We start from the raw sequence: 24234 nt of genomic DNA, 5'->3' as shown, positions 1-24234 counted from the left end.
CCTCTTTCCTCCCTCCCCCGCGAAAGAGGCCACCCGCAAGCTGTCGCGCACCGATCTCCGGCGCGTCTGCGGCCCGCCGGAGCGTCCGCGGCAGCGCGGCCACCGCCGCTGGTGCGGACAGGCCGGGCGTCCCCGAATACCAGGACGTCCGGCCGCCAGCCCAGGCGAAGACGGCCGCGGGCGTAGCATGAAAGGCACCGAGAGCATCTCGCGCGCCGGCAGCGGAGCAGGCGCCGTCCTCGGCTCCCCCACATCGGTCCCCGCGATCGGGACGGGACGGCGGCATGATGCCGAAACCGCACCCCAGAACCAGCACCTCCCTCGCGCAGCCGTGCCCCGGCGCGCCTCCCGCACCGAGATCGGAACCCGGATCCGCCGGTCACGTCGACGACGGCAGGCGGCCGCGGCCCCGCGAGGTGCCGGCCGAACTGCCGGGACCGGGCGAGGCGCGCACAGCCCGCCTGGACTGCCTGACCACGGCGGCGCACCCGGTGTCCGGCCGGGACAGCGCGCCACGGCGGGCCGAGATCGGCGGGCAGCCCGTCCGGCTCGACGGTCCGCCCGGCCTCGGCGGGCAGGTCTGGTCCCGCACCGGCCCGGAACCGCACCGAGGCACGCTCCTCGTCGTGCCGCCGGACGCGTCGGACACCGCCGGGCACCGCGCGGCGCTGACACTCGCGTCCCGCCGCGGCGCCACCGGCCGCTGCAGCGGCATCCTGGCGGCTCCAGCGCCGAGGAGGACGGCGGGCGCAACCGGCATGCCGATCGGCGGCTGCCGGCCATGACCGCGACCACCCCGCCGGTGAAAGCGCTCCTCGCCGACGGCGAGTCCGTGTGGGTTCGCGAACTGGACTCCGGCGACATCACGGAACTCGACGCGCTGCGGGCCCGGCTGTCCGGCCGCGACCGCCGCCGGTTCTTCGGACTGGGCGGCGCGGGACTGGCCCCGCTCGCCGGGCAGCTCTCGGCCCGCCCAGGAGCCGGACCGGCCGCGGCCGGATGTTTCCGGCGCGCCCGGCTGGTCGGCGTCGCACGGTACGAGATCGCCGACGACCCGGCCGAGGCGGAGATCTCCCTCGTCGTCGACCGCCGCACCCCGGCGCTCGGCGTCGCGGCACTGCTGCTGGCGCAGCTCGTCCCCTCCGCCGAGCACGAGGGCGTGCGGACGTTCGTCGCCGACACCGGTGCGGAGGACTCGGCGATGCTCGGCGTGTTCGCCGCTCTGGGCATCCCGTTCCGGGCGCGGCGGGAACCCCCTCGGCGGAGAACTGTGCCCGCGCGCCCGTGACCGCGGGCGCGGCCGAGTTCGAGACCGTCGGTCCCAAGCCGGCTGATCCACGCCGCCCGCTCCTTTCTTCGTCCCGCGGCGGCCTGGCCGAGGCGCCCCGGTTCCCCGTATCCGGGTGCGCCGCGCCGCGCGGGCCGCGGCACGCGTTAACCTGGCCTGAACCGACCGCGCGAGAACCACGGAACCCAGGTGAACCAGACCGGAGCACAGCCGCCAGCCGGAACGCAGGCCATCCGCCGAGCGCTCGGCATCCTGGCGCTGCTCATGGACGAGGACGGGGAACTCACCCTGTCCGCGATCGCCCGCAAACTGGACCTCACGCCGGGCACGACGCACCGCGTCGTGCGCGCGCTGAGCGCCGACGGGCTCGTCGCGCACAACCCCCGCACCGACAGCTACCACCTCGGCCCCGGCTCGATCCTGCTCGGCCAGGCCGCCCAGCGGGTGCACGGCCTTCAGCTCGCGCTGCCGGTCATCCAGCGGATCAACGCCGACACCGGCGAGTCGGTCAACATCACGATCCGCGAGGGCAACGAGTCCGTGGTGCTGCTGCGCGCGCAGTCGACGCTCCCGCTGCGGTTCGAGCAGCATCCCGGCGCGCGTTTCCCGTTGTACGCCACGGCTTCCGGCAAGGCGATGCTCGCCAGCTCCCTCGACGCGGAGTCCTACCTCGCGGGCCTCCCGGAGCAGCTGCCCGCGCTGACGCCGCACACCCTCGCCACCCGCGACGACCTCGCCGCGGAGCTGGCCGAGACGCGCGATCGCGGGTACAGCATCGACAACGAGGAAAACGTCGCCGGTGTGCGGTGCGTCGGCGCCGGCGTTCTGGACGAACGGGGGCTGGCCCGGGCGGCGGTGGTCATCCAGGTGCCGACCGTCCGGCTGCCCGAGGACCGGATTCCCCAGCTGGGCGCTCTGGCGATCGATGCGGCCAAGGAGATCGCGCCGTTCCTGCCGCCGGACCGGCTCACTCGCTACTGACGGTACGCCTCAGTCGCTGCTGACTCCCAAGGCGCGCGCGGTCAGTGAGGCGAGATGCTCGGGCCGATGCTCGGACAGCTGCCGAATCTGCGTCCGGCAGCTGAACCCGTCCGCGTGCACCACCGTCCCCTCCGGCGCCGCGCGCAGGGCAGGCATCAGCTGGTGCTCCGCGACGGCGACCGAAACGTCGTAATGCCCCCGCTGGAACCCGAAGTTCCCCGCCAATCCGCAGCAGCCCTCGCGCAGCACCTGCGAGTGCTCGGACAACCGGCCGAGCAGCCGCGAGTCCGCGTCGTAGCCGAGGTCCGCGTGCTGGTGACAATGCACCTGAGTGAGCACCGGAGCCGAGGACTTCGCCAACGCGGGAAGCTCGCTCTCCCCGACATGCTCCGCGAACGTCCGGACGCCGCGCTTCAGCAAGGCCGTCCGCGCATCCTCGGGCAGCAGCTCCGATCCGTCCTCGCGCAGGGTCGCGGTGCAGCTCGGCTCCAGGCCGATCACCGGAATTCCCTTCCGCAGCCACGGGTCCAGCGCGTCCAGCGACCGGCGCAGGACCCGGCGCGCCGTGCCCAGCTGACCGGTGCTGTGCCAGGTCAGTCCACAACAGACGGTCCGCTCCGGGATGACCACCTCGTGGCCGAGGGCTTCCAGCACCGCGACCGCGTCCCGGCCGACCCGGGGGTCGAAGAAGTTCGTGAAAGTGTCCGGCCACAGCACGACCTTCGACGAGGAAGCCACCCGTTCCCGGCGGCGGAACCACGAGGCGAAGGTCGGCGCCGCGAGCTGCGGCAACTCGCGCTCGGCGGCGATCCCGCCCATGCGGTTCAGCACCGGCCGGAGCGGGCCCCCGGCCACGGCGTTGACCGCGCGGGCGAACGGGGCGCCCAGCCGGAGCCATCGCGGCAGCGCGCCCATCGTGTAGTGCGACATCGGGCGAATCCGCCGCTCGTAATGGCGGCTGAGGAATTCGGTCCGGTAGGAGGCCATGTCGACGCCGACCGGGCAGTCGGATTTGCACGCCTTGCAACCGAGGCACAGGTCGAGCGCGTCGCGGACCTCCGGCGAGCGCCAGCCGTCCTCGATGACATCCCCGGCCAGCATTTCGAACAGCAGGCGCGCGCGGCCGCGGGTCGAGTGTTCCTCCTTGCCGGTCGCGCGGTAGCTCGGGCACATCATCCCGCCGGACGCGGAGACGCATTTGCCCACGCCCACGCAGCGCCGGGACGCCGCGGCCAGGTCGCCGTCGTCGGCGTGCAGGGCGAGCCGGGCCCGGGTCGGCAGGACCGGCGGGGCGATGACCGTGCGCAGATCGGCGTCCAGCGGCGCGGGATCGACGACCCGGCCGGGGTTCATGCCGTTCGCTGGGTCGAAGGCGGCCTTGAAGCCGGCGAAGGCCCGCATCAGCCGGGGCGAGAACATCAGCGGCAGGAGTTCGGCTCGCGCTTGGCCGTCGCCGTGTTCGCCGGACAGCGAGCCGCCGTGGGACACGACGAGTTCCGCGGCCTCGACCATGAACGAGCGGTACGCTTCCTTCGCTTCCGGTGCGGCCATCGGGAAATCGATCCGCACGTGGAGACAGCCGTCGCCGAAGTGGCCGTAGACCACGCCTTTCCGGCCGTGCTTGTCCAGCAGCAGGTCGAATTCGCGCAGGTACGCGCCGAGCCGGTCCGGCGGGACCGCGGAGTCTTCCCAGCCCGACCACGCCTCGGATCCGTCGGCCAGCCGGGTCGCGAGACCTGCGCCTTCCTCCCGGATCCGCCAGAGTTTCCGCTGGGCGACGGGATCCTGCACGACGAGCGAGGAAGCGCCGACCTGCGGCGCGCGGGCGGCGACCTGGTGGGCCACGGCCAACGCCTCCGCCGCGTCGCCGCCGCCGGTTTCCAGGTACAGCCACGCCGTTCCGTCCGGCAGGGTGCTGCGGTCGCCGGGTTTCCGGGCGTCGAGAGCGGCGACCAAACCGGCCTCGATGCCTTCCATGGTCAGCACCGGGAGGTCGAGCAGCGACGGGACGGCGTCGGCGGCGGCGATGCTGTTCTCGAAGCCCAGCACGGCGAGCGCGCGCGTCGCCGGGACCGGGGCCAGGTCGAGGACCGCGCTCAGCATGGTCGCGCAGGTGCCCTCGGAGCCGACGAGGGCCTTGGCGACGTCGAAACCGTTCTCCGGCAACAGGTATTCGAGGTTGTACCCGGAGACTCGCCGCGGCAGTTTCGGGTAGCCGAGCCGGATGTCGGCCAGGTATTCGTCGCGCAGGTCCCGCAGGCGGCGGTAGAGCGCGCCGACCGGATCCTCGCGGGCGCAGAATTCCTCCAGCTCCGCCGGGGAGGTCGGGCCGACCTCGAGCCGGGTTCCGTCGAGGAGGGCGATTTCCAGCGCGCGGACGTTGTCGACCGTCTTGCCCCAGGCCACCGAATGCGAACCGCAGGCGTTGTTGCCGATCATGCCGCCGATCGTGCACCGGCTGTGCGTCGACGGGTCCGGGCCGAAGGTGAGCCCGTGCCCGGCGGCCCGTTCGCGCAGCCGGTCCAGCACCAGACCGGGTTCGACGCGCGCGGTGCGGGCGGCGGGGTCGAGGTCCAGCACGCGGTTCAGATGGCGGGTGAAGTCCAGGATCACCGCGCGGTTCGCGGCCTGCCCGCCGATGCTGGTCGCCGCGCCGCGCGGGAGGACGGGCGCGCCGTGTTCCGCGCACACCCGCAGCGCCGCCACCACGTCGTCCGCGCTGCGCGGCCGCACCACGAGCAGCGGGATGTGCCGGTAGTTCGACGCGTCGGTGGAGTGGGTGGCGAGCGTGGCCGGGTCGCCGGCGACTTCGCCGGACACCGCCCGCGCGAGTGCTTCCTGCAGTGCCGAATGCGAACGGGCTCGGGCCGGCATGGGCGTCTCCTGGGAAATCGGGGGTTCACAGCGCCGCGGTCGCCGGGCTACCGTGAAGGCTCGCCACATAGTGGATATAGCTTCCACATGTTGTCAACTTCGCCGTGAGGAGTGGTCTCCTTGACCGACATGCCCCGCAACGAAAGCGTCTTCACCTGGGCGGCGCCCCCGCTGAAGTTCGGTGCCGGCGCGCTCGACGAGCTGGGCGCCGAGGTGGCCGCCCGGCAGGCCAGGTCCTGCCTGATCCTCACCGATCCCGGTGTCCGCGGCACCGGCATCCCGGACCGGGCGCTCGACTCGATCCGCGCGGCCGGGGTGAAAAGCGAGATCTTCGACGGCGTCGGCGTCGAACCGACCGACGCCAGCATCGACGAGGCCGTCGCCTACGCCCGCCAGCAGGAATGGGACTGTTTCGTCGCGATCGGCGGCGGCTCGGCGATCGACACCGCCAAGGCCGTCAACCTGCTGACCACCCACCCCGGCGAGCTGCTCGACTTCGTGACCCCGCCGATCGGCGCCGGCAAGGCGCCGTGGCTGCCGCTGAAGCCGCTGATCGCCGTCCCGACCACCGCGGGCACCGGATCCGAATCGACCACGATCTGCGTCGTCGACCTGCTCGGCCTGCATCTCAAGGCCGGGGTGAGCCACCCGTCGCTGCGCCCGGCGCTGGCGGTCGTCGACCCGCGCACGACGGTCAGCCTGCCCTCGGCGGTCACCGCGGCCAGCGGCATGGACGTCCTGTCACACGCGCTGGAGAGCTACACCAGCGTCGCGTTCGACGCGAAGCCCGCGCCGGAAGACCCGATGAAACGACCGGCGTTCTGCGGCTCCAACCCGATCAGCGACGTCTGGTGCGAGATGGCGCTGACGTTGGTGGGCAAGCATTTGCGCGCCGCTGTCCTCAATGGCCGCGACCTGACCGCGCGCACCCAGATGGCGCTCGCGTCGACCTACGCCGGAACCGGTTTCGGCAACGCCGGCACCCACCTGCCGCACGCGAACGCGTACCCGATCGCCGGTGCGGTGAAGCAGTACCGCGCCGAGGGCTACCCGGAAATGCCGATGGTCCCGCACGGCCAGGCCGTGTCCGCGACCGCCGCCGAGGTGTTCCGCTGGACCTATCCCTCGGCGCCCGAACGGCATCTGCACGCCGCGCACCTGCTGTCCGGCGGGCAGACCTTCACCGCCGCGGACGGCGCCGACGCGCTCCCGCACGTGCTCACCGAGCTGATGGCCGACATCCAGATGCCGAAGGGACTGCACGCGTTCGGTTACCGCGACGAAGACATCGACACCCTGGTCGAGGGCACCCTCAAGCAGACCCGTCAGCTGGCTGTCGTGCCCCGTCCGGTCACCCGGACCGCGCTCGAAGACATCTTCCGCCGATCGCTTTGACCACCAGGAGTTATCAATGGCGACAACTCCGGAAAAGAGCACCGACGTCCGTCTGGTGGTCGCGTCGAGCGTGTTCGGCACGACCGTCGAGTGGTACGACTTCTTCCTCTACGGCACCGCCGCGGGACTCGTGTTCAACAAACTGTATTTCCCCGGCTCCGATCCCCTGGTCGGCACCGTGCTGGCCTTCGCGACCTTCGCGCTCGGCTTCCTCGCCCGCCCGATCGGCGGGTTCGTCTTCGGCCACCTCGGCGACCGGGTCGGGCGCAAGAAGATCCTCGTGGCGACCATGCTCATCATGGGCACCGCGACCTGTCTCATCGGGCTGCTGCCCGACTACCGGATGATCGGCCCGGCCGCCCCGATCATCCTCGTCGTCCTCCGCCTGGCCCAAGGCGTCGCCGTCGGCGGCGAATGGGGCGGCGCGGTGCTGATGGCCACCGAATACGCCCCGGCCGGGAAACGCGGTCTCTACGGCAGTTTCCCGCAGATCGGGCTGGCCATCGGGCTCACGCTGGGCACCGGCGTGCTGGCGCTGCTGAACGCGGTCACCAGCGACGAGGCGTTCCTGTTGTGGGGCTGGCGGATCGGCTTCCTGCTCTCGGCCGTGCTGGTGGTGGCGGGCCTGCTGATCCGGGTCAAGGTGATGGAAACCCCGGCCTTCCGCACCATGGCGGCCGAGGAGGGCACCGCGACCGTCCCCGCCGTCGAACTGGTCCGCGACCGGCTCTCCCGGCGGCACCTGCTGCTCGGCATGGGCAGCCGGTTCACCGAGGGCGTGGCCTTCAACGCGTGGGCGGTCTTCGTGATCTCCTACGGCAGCGGAACGCTGAAACTGGACCGGCAGCCGCTGCTGGTCGGCGTGATGATCGCGGCCGCGGTGATGGTGGTGTTCATCCCGGTGTTCGGCAGAGTGTCCGACCGGCTGGGCCGGCGGCGGACCTTCACGACCGGAGCCGTGACAACCCTGGTGCTGGCGATCCCGGCGCTGGCGGCCCTGCACAGCGGCAATCCGGTGCTGATCACGCTCTCTCTCGTCGCGGTGCTGGGCATCAGCTACCCGGTGATGTACGGCCCGCAGGCGGCGTTCTATGCCGAACTGTTCCCGATTTCGCGGCGGTGCACCGGGATCTCGGTCGTGTACCAGCTTTCCGGCGTCGTGGCATCGGGGCTGACCCCGCTGGTGCTGGCCTATCTCGCCGGGAAGACCGGGACGACCGGCATCCTGATCTACCTCGCGGCGACGACCGTGATCAGCGTCGCCTGCACGCTGGCGATCCGGCAGAGCGACCTGTTCGAGGACGACGAGCGGGTTTCCGCGCCGGTCAGGGAGGTTCCCCGGGTCACCTGAGCGGGGGTCGTGAGTGGCGTTGCCGGTTCTCACCGGCAACGCCACTCACGACACCATCGTCGGACGGATCGCCCGCCTGCGCCGCGCGGTGTCCCCGCTGCGCGCTCCTGGGCGGAGCTGGCGCTCCACTGCGGATACGCCGATCAATCCCACCTGAACCGCGATTTCCGCGGCCTGACCGCGTGCACGCCTACCGGATACGTCACCGGCTAGGGCTGGCCGCCTCGGTGAGCTGCTCCCGCAAGCTGCTCAACGTCCGGGCCAGCAACCGCGAAACCTGCATCTGCGACAGCCCGACCCGTTCGGCGATCTGGCTCTGCGTCATGGTCGAGAAGAACCGCATGACGACAATCGCGCGTTCCCGCTCCGGCAGGCTCCGCAACAGCGGCTTGAGCGTTTCCCGGTCTTCGAGCTTCTCGATTTCCGGGTCCTCGTCGCCGAGGGTGTCGGCCAGCGCGATCGAGCCGGTGTCGTCGTGGGACGGGTAGTCGATGGACGCGGCCTGGTAGGCGTTCCCGGCGTGCAGGGCTTCGGCGACCTCGTCGAGATCGAGATCGAGATGGTCGGCGAGTTCGCGCGCGGTGGGCGCGCGGCCAAGGCGCTGGCCCAGTTCGGTGGCGGCCTGGCCGATCGTCACGTGGAGTTCCTTGAGCCGCCGCGGGACGCGGACCGACCACGTGTTGTCGCGGAAGTACCGGCGGACCTCGCCCATCACCGTCGGGACGGCGAAGGCGACGAAATCCGTCTGCCGCGCCGGGTCGTAGCGGTCGACGGCGTTGATGAGACCGATCCGCGCCACCTGCAGGAGGTCCTCGGACGGCTGGCCGCGCCGGGCGAAGCGGCGCGCGATGTGCTCGGCCAGCGGAAGATGCTCTTCGATGAGGCGGCGCCGCAGCCGGGAGTGCTCGTCGGTGTCCTCGGCGAGGCGGCTGATCTCCTCGAACAGCACCGCGCAGTGCCGGTAGTCGTCACGCCGGGTGCGGGTCATGGTCGCCGCGGTCATGTAAATCCTCCTGAGCGCCGAAGGGAACGTGACTCGTGTAGTGCCATGGAGCGCATCGCGTCGCCGACGCTAATCATCCTTAGTGGACAGTGCTCGGCGTCGCAAGGCGAGCGAGCGGCGGATCAGCGTGCTCGCCGGGACGCCTGGCAGCCGGAGTGTCATGGCCGGGTGGTACCCGCCCGAGGGCACGATCAATCAACCGGCCACCCGAATGGGGGCTCAAGACACCTCGCACAGGCGCAGCAGAGTGCCGGGTTCGGCGCGAACTGCCCGATGCGGTGATCGTCCTCACGCAATGCGGTGACGAACCGGATGAGCTGTGCGGGCGGCAGAACGACGCTGGCACCGCCGCAATAGCGGATTTTCGCCGGAAAGCGTTTCGACCGCGGCCGACCATCCGTGGATCTCGTTCCCCAGCAACGCGACATCCCGGCCGGGGCAACCCCGGCAGACACCCGTCCGGCCCAGGCGAGACAGCCTCGCAGTGCGGCGAGGACGGCGTGCTGAGTGCCGGGCGGGACGTCCGGCGTGGCGGTCACGGGTGCCTTTCCGGCGGAAGGATCAGCTTCCGGACCGCCAGCGCCCGCGCAGCGAACGGTGGTCGGCGCGGCTGAGCATGCCCGAGGTGTCGCGCCTCCAGTGGCCGCCGCGGGAATCGGTGAAGGACAGGCCGGGCACGGCGGCCGCGGAGTACAGGTCGTCCACCGCCATGGCGTCCTCGCCGAACGGCAGCGCGCGGACGGCGGTCGCGCCGGGCGGGATGATCGCGAACCGGGCGCGGTGCGGTTCGTCCTCGTCCGGGCGGGCGACCTCCAGCGAGCAGTCGAACACCGGCGCGTCGCCGCTGTTGTGCGCGCACACGACGTAATCCTCGGCACGGTCGTGCCGGGCGCCCTCGTCAAGCCACGCGGAGACCGACTGCGCCTGCTGCTCCTGCCGGACTTCTGCCTGGTCTTTGCGGTTGAGCAGCATGATCCACACATACGAGGCGAATCCGAGCAGCGAGCCCGCGCTCCCGATCGCCGATACCCACGTCGCGGTCAGTTGTGATCCCATTTCCGGCGAGGTTCCCCGATCCGGCCGCGCCGAAACCCGGTCCGGCGGAGGTTGAGACCTTCACCGGCCGGGGTACCGCGAGCGGCGCGGAACCGCGCCCAGACTTACGTTGCCGCGGGGACACCGCCGGCGTTTCTGCTGTCCACAGTAGACTACAGGATTCCGGCCTTCAGCCAGGCCGGGCCAGCACCCTCGCGCAGCGTGCGCCATTGCCCGGCGAACCTGTCCCGCAACATCTTCGCCGCGGCTTCGTCCCGGCCGTAGAGGAGACCGAAGGTGAACGTGTTCTGGTTCTCGCTGAAGCCGTCGATCGCGAAGTGCCGCAACGCCGCGCGGTCGACCACCGTGTCCTGATGCTTGCCCAGCGTCTGCTGCACCGCCTTCACCTGCTTGCGCCACGTGCGCAGCTTCTTGCCGGACACCGGCCGGACGGCGTCGGCGGCATAGCGAGCGCGCTTGGCCTTCTTCCGGACGTTGTGCAATGCCTTCTCCAGTTCGGCACCGCTGAGCCCCTCCGCCGCCTCCGTGGCTCGGCTGAGCTTGCGCGCGGTCTTGCGCAGGGGCTTCCGCAACGCCTTCTTTCCCGCCGGACGCATCGTGTCGAGAAGCGCGGCGATCGACCTCAACAGGGTCACGTATCGGCTGCTGGACAACGCTTCCGTCACGCGAGCCAGCTCGGTTTGGGCGGCGCGGGAGAAGTCGCGGGTCAGATATTGCCGCAGCGGTCCGAAAACCAGCTCCGGCGGGACCTCGTCGAGGCAGGCTCGCAGGCGCGCTTGGCTGACCTCGGCGTCCCGGGCGGGAGCGAGTTCGGCTCCCAGCCACTTGAGCTCCGCGACGATCGCATCGGCCTTCTTCTTGCCCACCAAGGATCTGAACGTCTGAAGCACGCTCCGCAGCTTCCGCGCCGAGACCCGGAGCTGGTGCACTGAATCGTCTTCCCCGACGCGAAAGCCCAAGTCAGCACGACGCAATCGCTCGAATTGCTCGCGCAGATACGCGGGCAGGACCTCGTTCGAGCCGCGCTTGCCTTCGGCGGCGTCTCCCATCAACCGCCGCAGCTTCGACGGCCACCAGGCGTTCTCGGCCCCGCGCTTGCGCAAGGTGCGATCGAGCCGGTCGAGCAGCTCAGGCCCCGCCTCGACGTCCAGCTCGCGCCAGCGGTCCAGCCGAACCGCCTGTCCGCCAAGGAATTCTCCGGTGACGTGGTCGTCCGCCAGCGTCGCCAGCGTCCGCCCGGACGCGTCGGCCAAGCGGTGCGTGAACCGGTCGGTCCGCAGCTGCGCGACCGGGCGCAGCTTGCGGTCCAGCGTGAACGCGCGGACCAGCGTCGCGATCGGAGCAGGCACCTTCGAGTCGCCGAGCGGAAACCGCAGCTCGTGACCGGGCAGTCTCAGGCACCACCCGGTGTCGCTGCTTCTTCGCACCGCGATCCCGGCTCTGGTCAACCGGAAGTCCTTGGTGTCGTAGTAAACGGTCTCCAGCGTCCGCTCGGCCGGAGCTTCCTGCGTGATTCCCTTGCCCGCCAGCTGCGGCACCCGCGCTTTCAAGCTCAGCTCGTACTTGCGTCCGGACTCTGCGCTTCGCATTCCACACTCCTTCAGTCGTTGTCGGCTGCTCCGGCGACGCCCTCGGCGATCGCGGGCACCAGGCCCTCGTCGAAAACGCTGGGCACGATGTGCTCGCGGTCGAGATCGTCGCCGGCTGTCGCGGCCAGCGCGTGCGAGGCCGCGAGAAGCATCCGCGCGGTCACCCTCGGGGCACCGGAGTCGAGCAGCCCGCGGAACATCCCCGGGAACACGAGGACGTTGTTGATCTGGTTGGGCAGATCGCTGCGGCCGGTCGCGACGATCTCCGCGTGCTCGTGCGCGGCGTCCGGATCGACCTCCGGATCCGGATTGGCCAGCGCGAACACGATCGCCCGGTCGGCCATCCGCGCGAGGTCGTCGCCCTTGAGCAGGCCGCCGACGCTCACGCCGACGAAGACGTCCGCGTCGTGCAAGGCGTCGTGCAGGCTTCCCCGGACCGCGTCACCGCGGTTGGTGTTCTCCGCGAGCCACTGCTTCTCCCCGGTCAGATCGCGCTCGCCGTGCAGGGTGCCGTTGCTGTCGCAGACCACGATCCGTTCCGCGCTGAAGCCGGCCTTCAGCAGGAGCCGGGCGATCGCGGACCCGGCCGCGCCCGCGCCGGAGATCACCACCGAGGTGTCCCCCGGCGTGCGGTCGGTCAGCTTCAGCGCGTTGTGCAGGGCGGCGAGCACGGCTATCGCGGTGCCGTGCTGGTCGTCGTGAAAGACCGGCACGTCCAGCTCGTCGTGCAGTTGCCGTTCGACGGTGAAGCACCGGGGCGCGGCGATGTCTTCCAGGTTGATCGCGCCGAACGACGTCGCGAGGTCCTTGGCGGTGCGCACCAGGTCTTCCGGCTCGCGGCTGACCGGGCAGATCGGCCAGGCGTCGACGTCGGCGAAGCGCTTCAGCAGCGCCGCTTTGCCCTCCATCACCGGCAGCGCGGCGGCCGGGCCCTGGTCGCCGAGCCCGAGCAGCGCGGAACCGTCGGACACGATCGCGACGGAGTTGCCGCGCACGGTTTCCCGCGCCAGCACCGACGGATCCTCGGCGACGCGCTTGGCCAGCTCGGCGACGCCGGGCGTGTAGTGCTCGGCGAGGTCGCCGGCGTCGTCGAGCCGCACTCGGGTGGTGACTTGGATCTTTCCGCGACTGCTCATGGCAGCCGGATACCCGGCCGCGCCGCCGCGGAATCGTGCTCACCAGAAGCTCCGCGGCCAGCCCCCGCTGCCGGACCACGCAGACGTCCGTGAGGGGAACCCTCAGGGCTCATTGCCGCGGTGGCCCGGCAGCCGCGGTGCTCAGTCCAGCACGAGTGCGGCGTCCGGTTCGGTCACCCGGAAACTGAAGCTCTCCTCCAGATACAGCGTGAGCGTCTCGGCGTCGTGGTGGCGGTAGCCGACCGAGAGGTCCTGGCCCAGTTCGAGCACGAAGTCCCCGCCGGCCAGGCTCAGCACGACCGCTCCGGTCAGCCCCGGCGTCCGCTTGACCCGGCCGCCGCCGAGCGCGCGCCGGAGGTGGTCGAGCACGAGAAGGCCGCCGTGTTCGGTGCTCTCCACGATCGAGGTGTAGCCGCCGGGGTTGATCGCGAGCGCGTACGGTCCTTCGATTCCCTTGCACCGCAACGTGTTCACCGCGTTGGCCACCACATGCGGATAGCGTTCCGGATCGGTGCCCAGCGTCCCGTGGTCATGCGGGCTCGCCTCGGCGATGCCGGTGATCCCGGCGTCCGGCCAGCCGTGGAACACCGCGCGGTTCTCCAGCAGGCCCACCTGGGCGGCGGCCTGGTCGAGGTCGTCGAACTCCAGGTCGTCGGCACCGCGTTCGGCGTCTTCGAGTTCCTTGCGCTCGACGGTGAACGGCACGCGCACCTCGACCAGCGGCAGCACCCGGCGCTGCTGCGCGAGTGTTTCGCGCTCCCGGGCGGTTTCCGGCGGATCGACCCGCTGGGTCCGGCCGAGCGACGTGGCCGAATACTCCCAGCCGCGCGGGCCCTCGACGTCGACCATCTTGCGTGCCGCCAGGTGCGTCGCCAACCGCTCCCGCGCCTCGTCGTCGATCTGCTTCCAGCCCTCGGCCGGGATCGGCGCGAGCTCGCGCATCAGGTGGTTCATCGTTCTCCCTTCAGGCCGCCGATGCCCAGCGAACCGTCGTCCGGCGGGGTCTTCCCGGCTTTCCGCTCCTGCTCCTCGACGTAGCGCTCCGGGTCGAGGTCCCCGGTGTCGAGGCCCTTCCCGCCCTCGTGCTCGGCCTTGAACGCCAGGAACTTCCGGCCGAGTTCCTCGCGCAGGCCCGGGTCGGCGTGCTGGCGGAAGTCGGCGAGCGCGTCGTCCTCCTCCTCGGCCATGTGCTCGCTGTTGGCGGTGCGGGCCTGCCGGACCGCCGCGAGCCAGGCCGCGCTGCCCGCCGGGTGGCGGCGGGTTTCGGCGACGGCGTCGCGGATCTCGTTGTGGTCGCCGACCGCGTCGAGCGTCTCGTCCTCGGCGTCGGCGCCGCGCTGGATCAGCTCGGGGTAGAAGACCGCTTCCTCGGCCGCGGCGTGCAGGTCCAGCAGGTCGGCGAGCGGTTCCCACGCCCGCGCCAGCTCGTCCGGGCCGTCCAGGTCGTCCAGGTCCGCGAACGCCCGCCGGAACCGCTCGTGATCGTCGAGGATCAGGCTGGTGATGTCCGTCATGACCCTCGACGTTAGCTCTCCCGGCGCGGTCGCGCTCGTCGTGTTTGCGCGAGGCTGCTTGCGGGTAAAGCGATCCGATGGCCGCGCGTCAGGAACCGGGAGCCGAGCCGCCGGACACCGCCAGCCTCGGCAAGCTCCGCCGAGCCGCTCGCGCTTGCCGCGGCTGCGGCCTTTACCGCGACGCCACGGCGACGGTTTTCGGCGTGGGCGCCGAACGCGCGGACATCTTCGCCCTCGGCGAGCAGCCCGGCGACCAGGAGGACCGGCGCGGCGAACCGTTCGTCGGCCCGGCCGGAAAGCTGCTCGGCAAGGCGCTCGGCGAGGCGGGTCTGGACCGCGATTCCCTCTATCTGACCAACGCGGTCAAGCACTTCAAGTTCAAGCTCCGCGGCAAACGCCGGATCCACGAAAAACCGGCGCGATCCGAGATCGTCGCGTGCCGCCCGTGGCTGGTGGCCGAACTGCGAGCGGTGCGGCCCCGGCTCGTGTTGCTGCTGGGCGCGACGGCGGCGCAATCGGTGTACGGCAGCGGTTTCCGGCTCACCCGGCATCGCGGCGAGCCGCTGGATCCGCCGGAAGAGTTCGCCGGGATGTTCGCCTCGGCGGTCGCCACCGTGCACCCGTCCGCCGTGCTGCGCGCGCCCGACCGCGACACCGCGTACGACGAGTTCGTCGCCGACCTGCGCGGACTCTGACGTTTGCCCGCCCCGGCAAGGGGAATCCGGCCGCTATGAAAGCAGTGACCTGGCACGGCAAGCGGGATGTGCGAGTCGAGACCGTCCCGGACCCGAAAATCGAGGAGCCGACCGACGCCGTCGTGCGGGTGACCTCCACCGGCATTTGCGGTTCCGACCTGCATCTCTACGAGGTCCTCGGCCCGTTCATGACCGAGGGCGACATCCTCGGCCACGAGCCGATGGGGATCGTCGAGGAAGTGGGCGGCGGCGTGAGTTCGCTGAAACCCGGCGACCGCGTGGTGGTGCCGTTCACCATTTCCTGCGGACACTGCTGGATGTGCGAACGCGGGTTGCAGTCGCAGTGCGAGACCACGCAGGTCAAGGGCCAGGACAAGGGCGCGGCGCTGTTCGGCTACACGAAGCTCTACGGCCAGGTGCCCGGCGGGCAGGCCGAGTACCTCCGGGTCCCGCAAGCGCAGTACGGGCCGATCAAGGTGCCCGGCGGCCCGCCGGACGAACGGTTCGTCTACCTGTCCGATGTGGTCCCGACGGCGTGGCAGGCCGTGGAATACGCCGACATTCCCGACGGCGGTTCCGTCGTGGTCTTCGGCCTCGGCCCGATCGGCCAGATGGCGGCCCGGGTCGCGCTGCACCAGGGCGCGGGCGAGGTGATCGGCGTCGACCTCGTGCCCGAACGGCTGGCGCGGGCCCGCGCACACGGCGCGACGACGCTGGACCTGCGCGACCACCGGCAGATCGGCGACGCGATCCGCGACCTGACCGGCGGCCGCGGCGCGGACTCGGTGATCGACGCGGTCGGCATGGAAGCACACGGGGCGCCGATCGGGAAACTCGCGCACAACCTGGTCGCGCTGCTGCCGCAGGCGCTGGGCGCGAAGGTGACCGAGAAGGCCGGAATCGACCGGCTGAGCGTGCTGTACGCGGCCATCGACAGCGTCCGGCGCGGCGGCACGATCTCGCTGTCCGGCGTGTACGGCGGGATGGCCGACCCGATCCCGATGATGGAAGTGTTCGACAAGCAGATCCGGCTGCACACCGGGCAGGCCAACGTCCGCCGGTGGATCGACGACGTCCTGCCGGTGCTCACCGCGGACGGGGATCCCCTTGGCGTCGAAGGCTTCGCGACGCACAAACTCCCGCTGGCCGACGCGCCGCGGGCCTACGAGATGTTCCAGAAGAAGCTCGACGGGGTCCAGAAGGTCCTGCTGGAACCGGCGGCGTAACCGGCGCGCCCGGGCTTTACCGGCCCGGGCGTTCCGCTGCGCGCCGAGCCAGCCGTTCCCGTTGCGGGACCACGACGTACTTCGGGTCCTTCGCGGACTCGACCCCCGCCGCATACACCCCGAACCGCGTGCACAGCCCGGACGCGAGATAAGCCGCTCCCGCGGCGACCCCCGCGGCGCGATTCTTCCGGGCAGCCACCGACAACGCCGCACCCGTCGCGGTCAGCGCCTTGGCCGCCTTCAGCAACCGCCCGGCCCGGCCGGTCCGGTAAGGCTCCGAAGCCAACCCCAGACCGGTCTCCAGACGGTGCTCGGCGGCCAGCTCCGCGGCGGCGCCAGCGAGTCCGGCCCGCACCACGGGACCGTTTTCCTTCCGGGGCACCGCGATCAGCGCGATCCCCGCCCCGCTGGTCAGCGCGCTGCCCGCGAACAGCACCGGCAGCGTCCCGTGCGCCTCGTGCCAGGACGGCGTCGCCGTGTCGGCCAGCAGCACCGCGGTATACGTGCACATCGCCGGGCCCAGCACGCCCGCACCCGCCCCAGCCAACCGGCCGAGCCGCGGGAAACGCCCGGTCAGCGTGGAAAAAGCCGCCCCCGCGGCAAGACCCGAGAACGGTGACAGGATCCACGACCCCACCGACAACGGCGAAGTCGGCTTGAGCACGCGCAGCATGTTCAAAAACCGCGTCGGCTTGCCGAGATCGTGGATCAGCGCGACCACACTGGCGATCGAACCGCCGGAAGCCGCCAGCCGGCCGGCCTTGGCCAGCTGGGGCCGTCCGGTCGCGTCGGCGAGCGCGGCCAGCGACGCCGACGCACCGGCCGCGCCGCCGAGGAACAGGTACAGCGGGACGTCCGGCTGCTTCCAGGCGGGCTCTTTGAGGATCGGCCTGCCGTAGTAGGAGCGGAATGCGGCGGGCTCGACCATCTCCCGTTCGCGGCGGGGGCTCATCGGCGCCGTCCCAGGAACGACACGACCAGCGCCGCGGCCACCCCGGCGGCGGTCGTCGCGGCCCGCTTCCACATCCGCGGCAGGTCGCGGGTCGTCACGACCGGGTCCGGCGGGAAGCCGTAGACCTCCGGCTCGTCCAGCAGCAGGAAGAACGCGCCGTCGCCGCCGACCCCGTCGCCGGGATCGTGCCCGTAGAGCCGCGCCTCCGGCACGCCGTCGTCGTGCAGCGCCGACACCCGCGCGGCGGCGCGTTCGCGGAGTTCGTCCAGTTCGCCGAACTGGATGGAATCCGTCGGGCACGCCTTGGCGCACGCGGGTTCCATCCCCGCGCCGAGCCGGTCGTAACAGAGGGTGCACTTGAACGCGCGGCCGTCGCTCTCGCGTTTCTCGATGACCCCGTACGGACACGCCGGAACGCAGTAGCCGCAGCCGTTGCAGATGTCCTGCTGCACCACGACCGTGTCGAATTCGGTGCGGAACAGCGCGCCGGTCGGGCAGACGTCGAGGCAGGCCGCGTGCGTGCAGTGCTTGCACACGTCGCTGGACATCAGCCAGCGCACGCCCGGTTCTTCCGGCTGCTGCTCCGGCGCACCGACCGTCGGCATCCCCAGGTCGACCGCGGGCTGTTCGATGAACGCCACGTGCCGCCAGGTGTTCGAGCCCAGGTCGCCGGTGTTGTCGTAGGACAGCCCGAGCAGGTCCTGCCCGCCCGCTTCCGGGACGCCGTTCCACTCCTTGCACGCGACCTCGCACGCCTTGCACCCGATGCACACCGACGTGTCGGTGAAAAAGCCCATCCGGGGCTGGACGCCGTACTCAGCCATTGGCTCGCCTCCGGTACTCCGCCACGAACTCCAGCAGCGCCGGCCCGCGCGGCCGCCGTCCGGGACGGATGTCGCAGGTGGCCGCTTTGGCCTCCTGGATGTGCACGTTCGGGTCCAGCACGATCGACAGCAGGTCGTTCGCCGCGTCGCCGCGCGACAGTCCGTTCGGGCCCCAGTGATACGGCAGCCCGACCTGGTGGACAGTGCGGCCGCGCACCTTGAGCGGTTTGACCCGGTCGGTGACCAGCACGCGGGCCTCGATCGCGGTCCTCGCCGACACGATAGTGGCCCAGCCGAGGTGCGCCAGCCCGCGTTCGGCCGCCAGCGCGGGCGAGATCTCGCAGAAGAACTCCGGCTGCAACTCGGACAGATACGGCAGCGTCCGGCTCATCCCGCCCGCCGTGTGGTGCTCGGTGAGCCGGTAGGTGGTGAACACGTACGGGTAGACCTCGCTGCGGGCCGGATTGTACGGGTTCAGCGGGCTGTCCAGCGTCTGCCGCACCGGCGATTCCCGCTGGCTGTAGAGCGCGTTGGCGACCGGGCTCTCGAAGGGCTCGTAATGCGTGGGCAGCGGACCGTCGGCCAGCCCGGCGGGGACGTACAGCCAGGCTTTGCCGTCGGTCTGCATGATGAACGGATCGCGGCCGCTCAGCGCGTCCTGCGCCTTCGCCCCGTCCGGCGGGACGTAGCCCGGAGCCTTGGCGGCCTCGAAGTCCGGGACGTCCGGGCCGGTCCAGGTGGACGCCTCCGCGTCCCAGTAGACCAGCTTTTTCCGTTCGCTCCACGGCTTCCCGTCCGGATCCGCCGAGGCGCGGTTGTACAGGATCCGCCGGTTCGCCGGCCACGCCCAGGCCCAGCCGTTCGCGATCCAGTCCTGTTCGGAGCCGGGCTGCCGGTTCGCGGCGTGGTTGTGGCCGTCGGCGCGGACGCCGCAGTAGATCCAGCAGCCGCAGGACGTCGAACCGTCGTCCTCCAGCTGGGTGTAGGACGAGAGCGGGCCGTCCGGTCCGTGGCCGTTGATCTCCGCGAGCACGGACTCCGCGCTCGGGTCGTCCGCCGGGCCCTCGGTCGGATAGCTCCAGGCCAGGTCGCGCAGCGGGGCGTCGCGCTCGCCGGTGCCGGCGCGTTCCCGGAGCAGCCTGCCCAGGTGGTAGTAGAACCACAGGTCGCTGCGGGCGTCGCCGGGCGGTTCGACCGCTTTGTGGTGCCATTGCAGCAGCCGCTGGGTATTGGTGAAGCTGCCGTCCTTTTCGGTGTGCGCGGCGGCGGGCAGGAAGAAGACCTCGGTGCCGATCTCCTCCGGTGCGAGTTCGCCGGTCTCGATCTCCGGGCCGTCCTTCCAGAACGTCGCGCTTTCGATCAGCTGCAGGTCCCGGACCACCAGCCAGTCGAGAGTGGCCAGCCCGAGCCGCTGGAACTTGCCGTTGGCCGAGCCGACCGCCGGGTTCTCGCCGACCAGGAAGTACCCCTTGCACTCCCCCGCGATCTGCTTCTGGACGGTCGCGTACGTCCCGTGGTCGCCGGTCAGCCGGGGCAGGTAGTCGAAGCGGAAGTCGTTGTGCGGCTGGGCACTGTCGCCCCAGTACGCCTTGAGCAGGCTGACCGCGTACGAGCGCATGTTGCCCCAGAAGCCGGTCTTGCCCGCGTCGGCCGCGACGTAACTGTCGAGGTCGAGGTGCTGGTGCGCGTGCGGCATCGGGAGGTAGCCGGGCAGCAGGTTGAACAGCGTCGGGATGTCGGTCGAGCCCTGGATGCTGGCGTGCCCGCGCAGCGCCAGGATGCCGCCGCCCGGACGGCCGATGTTGCCCAGCAGTGTCTGCAGGACCGAGGCGGTGCGGATGTACTGCGCGCCGACCGTGTGATGTGTCCAGCCGACCGAGTACACCCAGGCCGTGGTGCGGTCGCGGCCGGAGTTCGCGGTGATCGCCTCGGCGATTTCGGTGAACTGCTCGACCGGCAGGCCGCAGATGTCGGCGACCGCTTCGGGGGTGTAGCGGGAGAAATGCCGTTTGAGGACCTGGTAGACACAGCGCGGATGCCGCAGCGTTTCGTCCCTCTTGGGCTTGGCTCCGATCGCCGCGCCGCCGCTGCCGTAGGATTCGGCGCGCGCGGAGGACTGGTGTTTCTCGCCGCCGTGGTGGCCGCCCGGCTGGTCCGGGTCGCGGGCGCCGGCCGCCGGACTGGCCTCAGCGTCCTCGTACGCCCAGGTCGAGTTGTCGTACTGGCGCTTCTCCGGGTCGAAGCCGGAGAAGAGGCCGTCGAGGTCCTCGGTGTCGGCGAACTCCTCGGTCAGGATCGCCGCCGCGTTCGTGTAGGCCACCACGTACTCGCGGAAGTCCAGCTCGTTGTGCAGGACGTAGTTGATCAGCCCGCCGAGGAACGCGATGTCCGAACCCGCCCGCACCGAGGCGTGGACGTGCGCGACCGCGCTCGTGCGGGTGAACCGCGGATCGACGTGGATGATCTTCGCGCCGCGGGCCTTCGCCTCCATCACCCACTGGAACCCGACGGGATGGCATTCGGCCATGTTCGAGCCCTGGATGACGATGCAGTCGGCGTTGGCGAGGTCCTGCTGGAACGTCGTGGCGCCTCCACGACCGAAGGAGGTCCCCAGACCGGGAACCGTGGCGGAGTGTCAAATACGGGCCTGATTTTCGATCTGTATCGCGCCGAGCGCGGTGTACAGCTTCTTCATCAGGTAGTTCTCTTCGTTGTCCAGCGTCGCGCCGCCGAGGCTCGCGAAGCCGAGCGTGCGGTTGAGCTTGCGGCCCTGGTCGTCGGTGTCCTGCCACGTTTCGGCGCGCGTAGCAAGCACACGATCAGCGATCATGTCCATCGCCTGGTCGAGGGACAGCCGTTCCCATTCGGTGCCGTACGGACGGCGGTAAAGGACTTCGGTGACGCGGCTCGGGCTGGTCACGAGCTGCTTGCTGGCCGAACCCTTCGGGCACAGCCTGCCGCGGGAGACCGGCGAATCCGGGTCGCCCTCGATCTGGGTGACCGCACCGTCCTTGACGTACACCTTCTGCCCGCAGCCGACCGCGCAATACGGACAGATCGAACGGACTACCTTGTCGACGTCTTCGGTGCGGGCGTGCCAGTTCTCCGAACCGCTGGATTTGGCCGCCGCGCCGCGCGCAGTCCGGTCGGGACCGGCCAGCTGCCGGTACACCGGCCAGCCTTCGATCCACTGCCGCATGCCCACGCTGTCACGGTAATCCGTTCTCCCGCCCCGCGCAGCCCTGGACGCGCGTCCGGCGGGTGCCGTCGCCGAGCGGTTCGGTCAGCCCGGCGGCGTCGAGGTGCTCCAGCAGCGGGATCATCACCCGGCGGGTGCTGTCCAGCGCCTGCCGCGCCCGCGACACGGTGAACGGCTCGCCGAGCGCGGCCAGCACCTCCACCGCACGCTCCGGCGCGTCCGGGCCCAGCACCACTCCCTCGGCGATCGCCCGCAGCCGGCCGACGCGGACGGCGGCGGCCAATTCCCGTTTGCCCAGACCGAGTTTCCGCAGTTCGTCCGCTTCCGGCGCGCGGAACGGGTGCTCGGCGAACCGCTCTTCGAGGACGTCGACGGCGTTGTCCACTGCGGCGGTCAGCCCGGTGCCCGGTGTGCGGACGAGCCCGTCGGCGAGGACCAGCTCGCCGGTGAGGACCGCCGGAACCAGGTCCACGGCGGGCAGGCCGAGCCGTTGCCGCAACGCCTCGGCCGGGATTCCCGCCGCCAGCGGGTGTTCTCGGTTCCAAGCGGCGACCGCTTCGGCGGCCTCCGCTCGCGACTGGCTGAGGCGGGCCGGGTCGGCGTGCCAGCCGCCGAGTCGTTCGCCCGCCGCCGGCAGCCCCAGCACGCGGAAGTCCTCGTGGCGCACGAAACCCTCCCGACGGAGGTAATCCCAGCCTGGCTCCAGCGTGGTCAGCGCTTCGCCCCGGGCTCGCGCGGCACCGCGGCGCGCGAGCGACGGCGGCCGGACGTCCACCACGTCGAACCCGGCCGGGATCCGATGCTCCCCCGGATCGCGCAGGAGTCCCCGGTCGCCGGTCCGCAGCGGCAGCGGGCTCGCGAGCAGCAGCCGCGCGGTGTCCGGCCCGAGCGGGCGAACGCGGGTCGGCACCGCCGCGGATCCCAAGTGCAGCACCAGATTTCGGTGCAGTTCGCCGGACAGTGCGCCGCGCAGCCGGACGTCGATTTCGGTCGTCGGACGCCAGGCATCCGGGGTCAGCAGGACGTCGCCCCGGCCGACGGAATCCTGGGGCACGCCGCGCAGATTCACCGCCACCCGGGCTACCGCGGCCACGCTTTCGCGCGGTTCGCCGAGCGCCTGCAACCCGCGGATCTGCACCCGGTTCGCGCCGAGCGTCACCTCGTCGCCGACCCGCAGCGTTCCGCCGCCGAGGGTTCCGGTGACGACGGTGCCCGCGCCTTTGATGGTGAACGCGCGGTCGATCCAGAGCCGGACGTCCGCGGCCAGGTCCGGCGGCGGCAACCGGCTGGCGAGCTTGGCAAGCTGCGCGCTCAGTTCTTCGAGCCCTTCGCCGGTCGTGCCGCTGACGCTCACCGCGGGCACCTCGCCGAGCGCCGTCGCCGCGATCTCCGCAAGCGCCGCCGCCGTCGCTCTCGCGGGGTCGGCGCGGTCGGATTTGGTGACGGCGAGCAGGCCATGGTGGACGCCGAACGCGTCCAGCGCCGCCAGGTGTTCCGCGGACTGCGGCATCCAGCCCTCGTCCGCGGCCACGACGAACAACGCGGCCGGGACAGGACCGACGCCCGCCAGCATGTTCGGGACGAATCGCTGGTGCCCGGGGACGTCCACGAAGGCGATTTCCTCGCCTTCCTCGCCGCCCAGCCGGGTCCAGGCGAAGCCGAGGTCGAGGGTCAGTCCGCGGCGGCGCTCCTCGGCCCACCGGTCCGGTTCCCTGCCGGTGAGCCGGCGGACCAGCGTGGATTTCCCGTGGTCGACGTGCCCGGCGGTGGCGATCACCCGCATCGGCGGACCGCCTCCCGCAGGATCGCGTCGTCCGCCGGGGCCACCGTCCGGAGATCGAGCAGGCACCGGTCCCGCACGATCCGGCCGACGACGGCGGGCTCGCCCAGCCGCAACGCCTCCGCGTACCGGGCAGGCAACGCGACCGCCGCGCCGGGCAACTCGACTCCGGGCGCTCCACCACCGCCCACGACCGCAGCCGAATCCACAGCCTCAGCGTCCACGCCCGCCGAACGCAGTGACTGAGCAAGCGCTTCGGCACGTTGGCGGAGACCCTCCGCGACAAGTGCCGCCCGTACGGGTGGTTCCGGCCCGCGGAGGGTGGCTTCGAGCGCGGCGAGCGTCAACTTGTCGACCCGCAGCGCGCGAGCCGCGGGATGCCGGCGCAGCCGTTGCACCAGTTCGGCGTCCCCGAACAGCAAGCCTGCCTGCGGACCGCCGAGAAGCTTGTCGCCGCTCGCGGTGACGACGTTCGCGCCCTCCGCCAGCGCGGTCGTGACGTCCGGTTCGTCCGGCAGCGGCGGATGCGGCGCGAGCAGCCCGGATCCCACGTCGGCGACCACCGGCACGCCGAGCCCGGCCAGTTCGGCGACGCCCGCCTCCGAGGTGAACCCGGTGACCTGGTAGTTCGACGGATGGATTTTGAGCACGAATCCGGTGTCCGGGCCGATGGCCGAGGCGTAATCCTCCGCCGAAGTCCGGTTGGTGGTGCCGACCTCGCGCAGCCGGGCTCCGGTCGAGGCGAGCAGGTCCGGGATGCGGAAACCGTCGCCGATCTCGACCAGTTCGCCGCGGCTGACCACGATTTCCTTGCCTGGAGCCAAGGTCAGCGCGCACAGCAGCAACGCCGCCGCGTTGTTGTTGACCACGTGCACCGCCTCCGCACGCGGCACCGCCTCCGCCAGCGCGGCCAGGGTGCCGCGGCCGCGTTTCGCCCGCTCCCCCGTTTCGAGCGCGAACTCGACGTCGGTGGCGCCGCCCGCCGCCACGATCGCGTCCAGCGCGGCAGCGGACAACGGCGCACGGCCGAGGTTGGTGTGCACGAGGACACCGGTCGCGTTGAGCACCGGACGCAGCGACGACACCGTCGCGGGCAGCCGGGCCACCACCTCCGCGACCACCGCGCCCGGCTCGATCTCGCCCGCCCGCGCCCGCTCCTGCGCCGCCGCGACCAGCGACTTCACCAGGTCGCGGCCGAGCCGCTCGACAGCTTTCGCGATCCTCGGCTCGCCGAGCACCGCGTCGGTGCGCGGGACCGGCCGGCGCGGGTCACCCATGGCGGAGGCGGACGGGAATCGAACCCGCCAGCGGCAGGACCTGCCGCTCAACGGTGTTGAAGACCGCGCCGGTCACCAGGCCGGATACGCCTCC

At 71.4% G+C, this 24234-nt stretch carries 20 protein-coding genes and 1 tRNA gene; 8 read left to right on the top strand and 13 right to left on the bottom strand.

Annotation, left to right across the window (positions count from 1 at the left end; genetic code table 11):
- Positions 1-284: 284 nt before the first annotated feature.
- The 3 genes from BM362_RS17425 to BM362_RS17415 all read left to right on the top strand — a co-directional run bounded on the left by BM362_RS17425 (position 285) and on the right by BM362_RS17415 (position 2269).
- Positions 285-785, top strand: a complete 501-nt coding sequence (locus BM362_RS17425; RefSeq protein WP_342029803.1) for a DUF5994 family protein — start codon at positions 285-287, stop codon at positions 783-785.
- Positions 782-1288, top strand: a complete 507-nt coding sequence (locus tag BM362_RS17420) for a GNAT family N-acetyltransferase (RefSeq protein WP_067581726.1) — start codon at positions 782-784, stop codon at positions 1286-1288. Before BM362_RS17425 ends, BM362_RS17420 begins: the two co-directional genes overlap by 4 nt.
- A gap of 189 nt (positions 1289-1477) precedes the next feature.
- Positions 1478-2269, top strand: a complete 792-nt coding sequence (locus BM362_RS17415) for an IclR family transcriptional regulator (protein WP_093573802.1) — start codon at positions 1478-1480, stop codon at positions 2267-2269.
- A gap of 9 nt (positions 2270-2278) precedes the next feature.
- Here BM362_RS17415 and BM362_RS17410 read toward each other — a convergent pair whose 3' ends face one another.
- Positions 2279-5143 (bottom strand): FAD-binding and (Fe-S)-binding domain-containing protein, encoded by a 2865-nt coding sequence (locus BM362_RS17410; RefSeq protein ID WP_093573801.1) that lies wholly within the window; start codon positions 5141-5143, stop codon positions 2279-2281.
- A gap of 129 nt (positions 5144-5272) precedes the next feature.
- On the opposite strand from BM362_RS17410, the gene BM362_RS17405 reads away from it, so the two are divergent.
- From BM362_RS17405 to BM362_RS46270, 3 genes are read left to right on the top strand one after another with little or no spacing between them, the layout of a single operon-like run.
- Positions 5273-6538: a hydroxyacid-oxoacid transhydrogenase gene (locus tag BM362_RS17405; protein WP_067582330.1), complete on the top strand. Its 1266-nt coding sequence runs from the start codon at positions 5273-5275 to the stop codon at positions 6536-6538.
- A gap of 16 nt (positions 6539-6554) precedes the next feature.
- A complete protein-coding gene (locus BM362_RS17400; RefSeq protein WP_067581720.1) occupies positions 6555-7889 on the top strand; it encodes an MFS transporter in 1335 nt (444 codons plus the stop codon).
- A 13-nt stretch (positions 7890-7902) separates the two neighbouring features.
- Entirely contained in the window at positions 7903-8046 is a 144-nt protein-coding gene (locus BM362_RS46270; protein WP_244287183.1) for a hypothetical protein, read from the top strand.
- A gap of 45 nt (positions 8047-8091) precedes the next feature.
- Here BM362_RS46270 and BM362_RS17395 read toward each other — a convergent pair whose 3' ends face one another.
- The 6 genes from BM362_RS17395 to BM362_RS17370 form a co-directional block, all read right to left on the bottom strand.
- The gene (locus BM362_RS17395; protein ID WP_167545344.1) at positions 8092-8892 is read right to left on the bottom strand and encodes a SigB/SigF/SigG family RNA polymerase sigma factor; all 801 of its coding nucleotides are present in this window, start codon (positions 8890-8892) and stop codon (positions 8092-8094) included.
- 561 nt (positions 8893-9453) lie between these two features.
- A complete protein-coding gene (locus tag BM362_RS17390; protein WP_067581714.1) occupies positions 9454-9948 on the bottom strand; it encodes a hypothetical protein in 495 nt (164 codons plus the stop codon).
- A gap of 152 nt (positions 9949-10100) precedes the next feature.
- A complete protein-coding gene (locus tag BM362_RS17385) occupies positions 10101-11537 on the bottom strand; it encodes a CYTH and CHAD domain-containing protein (protein WP_093573800.1) in 1437 nt (478 codons plus the stop codon).
- 11 nt (positions 11538-11548) lie between these two features.
- Positions 11549-12673: an NAD(P)-dependent malic enzyme gene (locus BM362_RS17380; RefSeq protein WP_093573799.1), complete on the bottom strand. Its 1125-nt coding sequence runs from the start codon at positions 12671-12673 to the stop codon at positions 11549-11551.
- A 141-nt stretch (positions 12674-12814) separates the two neighbouring features.
- Entirely contained in the window at positions 12815-13627 is an 813-nt protein-coding gene (locus BM362_RS17375) for a family 1 encapsulin nanocompartment shell protein (protein ID WP_067581702.1), read from the bottom strand.
- Positions 13624-14187, bottom strand: a complete 564-nt coding sequence (locus BM362_RS17370) for a hemerythrin domain-containing protein (protein ID WP_093573798.1) — start codon at positions 14185-14187, stop codon at positions 13624-13626. Before BM362_RS17370 ends, BM362_RS17375 begins: the two co-directional genes overlap by 4 nt.
- 77 nt (positions 14188-14264) lie before the next feature.
- On the opposite strand from BM362_RS17370, the gene BM362_RS17365 reads away from it, so the two are divergent.
- Together BM362_RS17365 and BM362_RS17360 are read left to right on the top strand one after the other, a co-directional pair.
- The gene (locus BM362_RS17365; protein ID WP_067581695.1) at positions 14265-14882 is read left to right on the top strand and encodes a UdgX family uracil-DNA binding protein; all 618 of its coding nucleotides are present in this window, start codon (positions 14265-14267) and stop codon (positions 14880-14882) included.
- A gap of 35 nt (positions 14883-14917) precedes the next feature.
- Entirely contained in the window at positions 14918-16108 is a 1191-nt protein-coding gene (locus BM362_RS17360; protein WP_067581692.1) for a zinc-dependent alcohol dehydrogenase, read from the top strand.
- Between the two features lie 16 nt (positions 16109-16124).
- Here BM362_RS17360 and nrfD read toward each other — a convergent pair whose 3' ends face one another.
- The 6 genes from nrfD to BM362_RS17325 all read right to left on the bottom strand — a co-directional run bounded on the left by nrfD (position 16125) and on the right by BM362_RS17325 (position 24234).
- Positions 16125-17060 carry an NrfD/PsrC family molybdoenzyme membrane anchor subunit gene (gene nrfD, locus BM362_RS17355; protein ID WP_067582327.1) on the bottom strand — a complete coding sequence of 312 codons (936 nt, stop codon included), beginning with the start codon at positions 17058-17060 and terminating at the stop codon, positions 16125-16127.
- The gene (locus BM362_RS17350) at positions 17057-17884 is read right to left on the bottom strand and encodes a 4Fe-4S dicluster domain-containing protein (RefSeq protein WP_067581689.1); all 828 of its coding nucleotides are present in this window, start codon (positions 17882-17884) and stop codon (positions 17057-17059) included. Before BM362_RS17350 ends, nrfD begins: the two co-directional genes overlap by 4 nt.
- A complete protein-coding gene (fdh, locus tag BM362_RS17345) occupies positions 17877-21089 on the bottom strand; it encodes a formate dehydrogenase (RefSeq protein WP_244287182.1) in 3213 nt (1070 codons plus the stop codon). The genes BM362_RS17350 and fdh overlap by 8 nt, the downstream gene beginning before the upstream one ends.
- A 4-nt stretch (positions 21090-21093) precedes the next feature.
- Positions 21094-22866 carry a selenocysteine-specific translation elongation factor gene (selB, locus tag BM362_RS17335; protein ID WP_093573795.1) on the bottom strand — a complete coding sequence of 591 codons (1773 nt, stop codon included), beginning with the start codon at positions 22864-22866 and terminating at the stop codon, positions 21094-21096.
- Positions 22857-24140, bottom strand: coding sequence for an L-seryl-tRNA(Sec) selenium transferase (gene selA, locus BM362_RS17330; protein ID WP_093573794.1), 1284 nt, complete (start codon positions 24138-24140; stop codon positions 22857-22859). Before selA ends, selB begins: the two co-directional genes overlap by 10 nt.
- A tRNA-Sec gene (locus BM362_RS17325) sits at positions 24140-24234 on the bottom strand. Before BM362_RS17325 ends, selA begins: the two co-directional genes overlap by 1 nt.

The sequence above is a fragment of the Amycolatopsis rubida genome, assembly GCF_900115345.1.
Lineage (GTDB): Bacteria > Actinomycetota > Actinomycetes > Mycobacteriales > Pseudonocardiaceae > Amycolatopsis > Amycolatopsis rubida.
The sequence above is the reverse complement of the archived record's forward strand: the minus strand, read 5'-3'. Positions and strand labels throughout refer to the sequence as shown.

Coding starts and splice junctions, on each gene's coding strand:
- BM362_RS17425 (WP_342029803.1), top strand. CDS start 285: ATGATGCCGAAACCGCACCCCAGAACCAGCACCTCCCTCGCGCAGCCG.
- BM362_RS17420 (WP_067581726.1), top strand. CDS start 782: ATGACCGCGACCACCCCGCCGGTGAAAGCGCTCCTCGCCGACGGCGAG.
- BM362_RS17410 (WP_093573801.1), bottom strand. CDS start 5,143: ATGCCGGCCCGAGCCCGTTCGCATTCGGCACTGCAGGAAGCACTCGCG.
- BM362_RS17405 (WP_067582330.1), top strand. CDS start 5,273: ATGCCCCGCAACGAAAGCGTCTTCACCTGGGCGGCGCCCCCGCTGAAG.
- BM362_RS17400 (WP_067581720.1), top strand. CDS start 6,555: ATGGCGACAACTCCGGAAAAGAGCACCGACGTCCGTCTGGTGGTCGCG.
- BM362_RS17395 (WP_167545344.1), bottom strand. CDS start 8,892: ATGACCGCGGCGACCATGACCCGCACCCGGCGTGACGACTACCGGCAC.
- BM362_RS17390 (WP_067581714.1), bottom strand. CDS start 9,948: ATGGGATCACAACTGACCGCGACGTGGGTATCGGCGATCGGGAGCGCG.
- BM362_RS17385 (WP_093573800.1), bottom strand. CDS start 11,537: ATGCGAAGCGCAGAGTCCGGACGCAAGTACGAGCTGAGCTTGAAAGCG.
- BM362_RS17380 (WP_093573799.1), bottom strand. CDS start 12,673: ATGAGCAGTCGCGGAAAGATCCAAGTCACCACCCGAGTGCGGCTCGAC.
- BM362_RS17375 (WP_067581702.1), bottom strand. CDS start 13,627: ATGAACCACCTGATGCGCGAGCTCGCGCCGATCCCGGCCGAGGGCTGG.
- BM362_RS17370 (WP_093573798.1), bottom strand. CDS start 14,187: ATGACGGACATCACCAGCCTGATCCTCGACGATCACGAGCGGTTCCGG.
- BM362_RS17365 (WP_067581695.1), top strand. CDS start 14,265: ATGGCCGCGCGTCAGGAACCGGGAGCCGAGCCGCCGGACACCGCCAGC.
- BM362_RS17360 (WP_067581692.1), top strand. CDS start 14,918: ATGAAAGCAGTGACCTGGCACGGCAAGCGGGATGTGCGAGTCGAGACC.
- nrfD (WP_067582327.1), bottom strand. CDS start 17,060: ATGAGCCCCCGCCGCGAACGGGAGATGGTCGAGCCCGCCGCATTCCGC.
- BM362_RS17350 (WP_067581689.1), bottom strand. CDS start 17,884: ATGGCTGAGTACGGCGTCCAGCCCCGGATGGGCTTTTTCACCGACACG.
- selB (WP_093573795.1), bottom strand. CDS start 22,866: ATGCGGGTGATCGCCACCGCCGGGCACGTCGACCACGGGAAATCCACG.
- selA (WP_093573794.1), bottom strand. CDS start 24,140: ATGGGTGACCCGCGCCGGCCGGTCCCGCGCACCGACGCGGTGCTCGGC.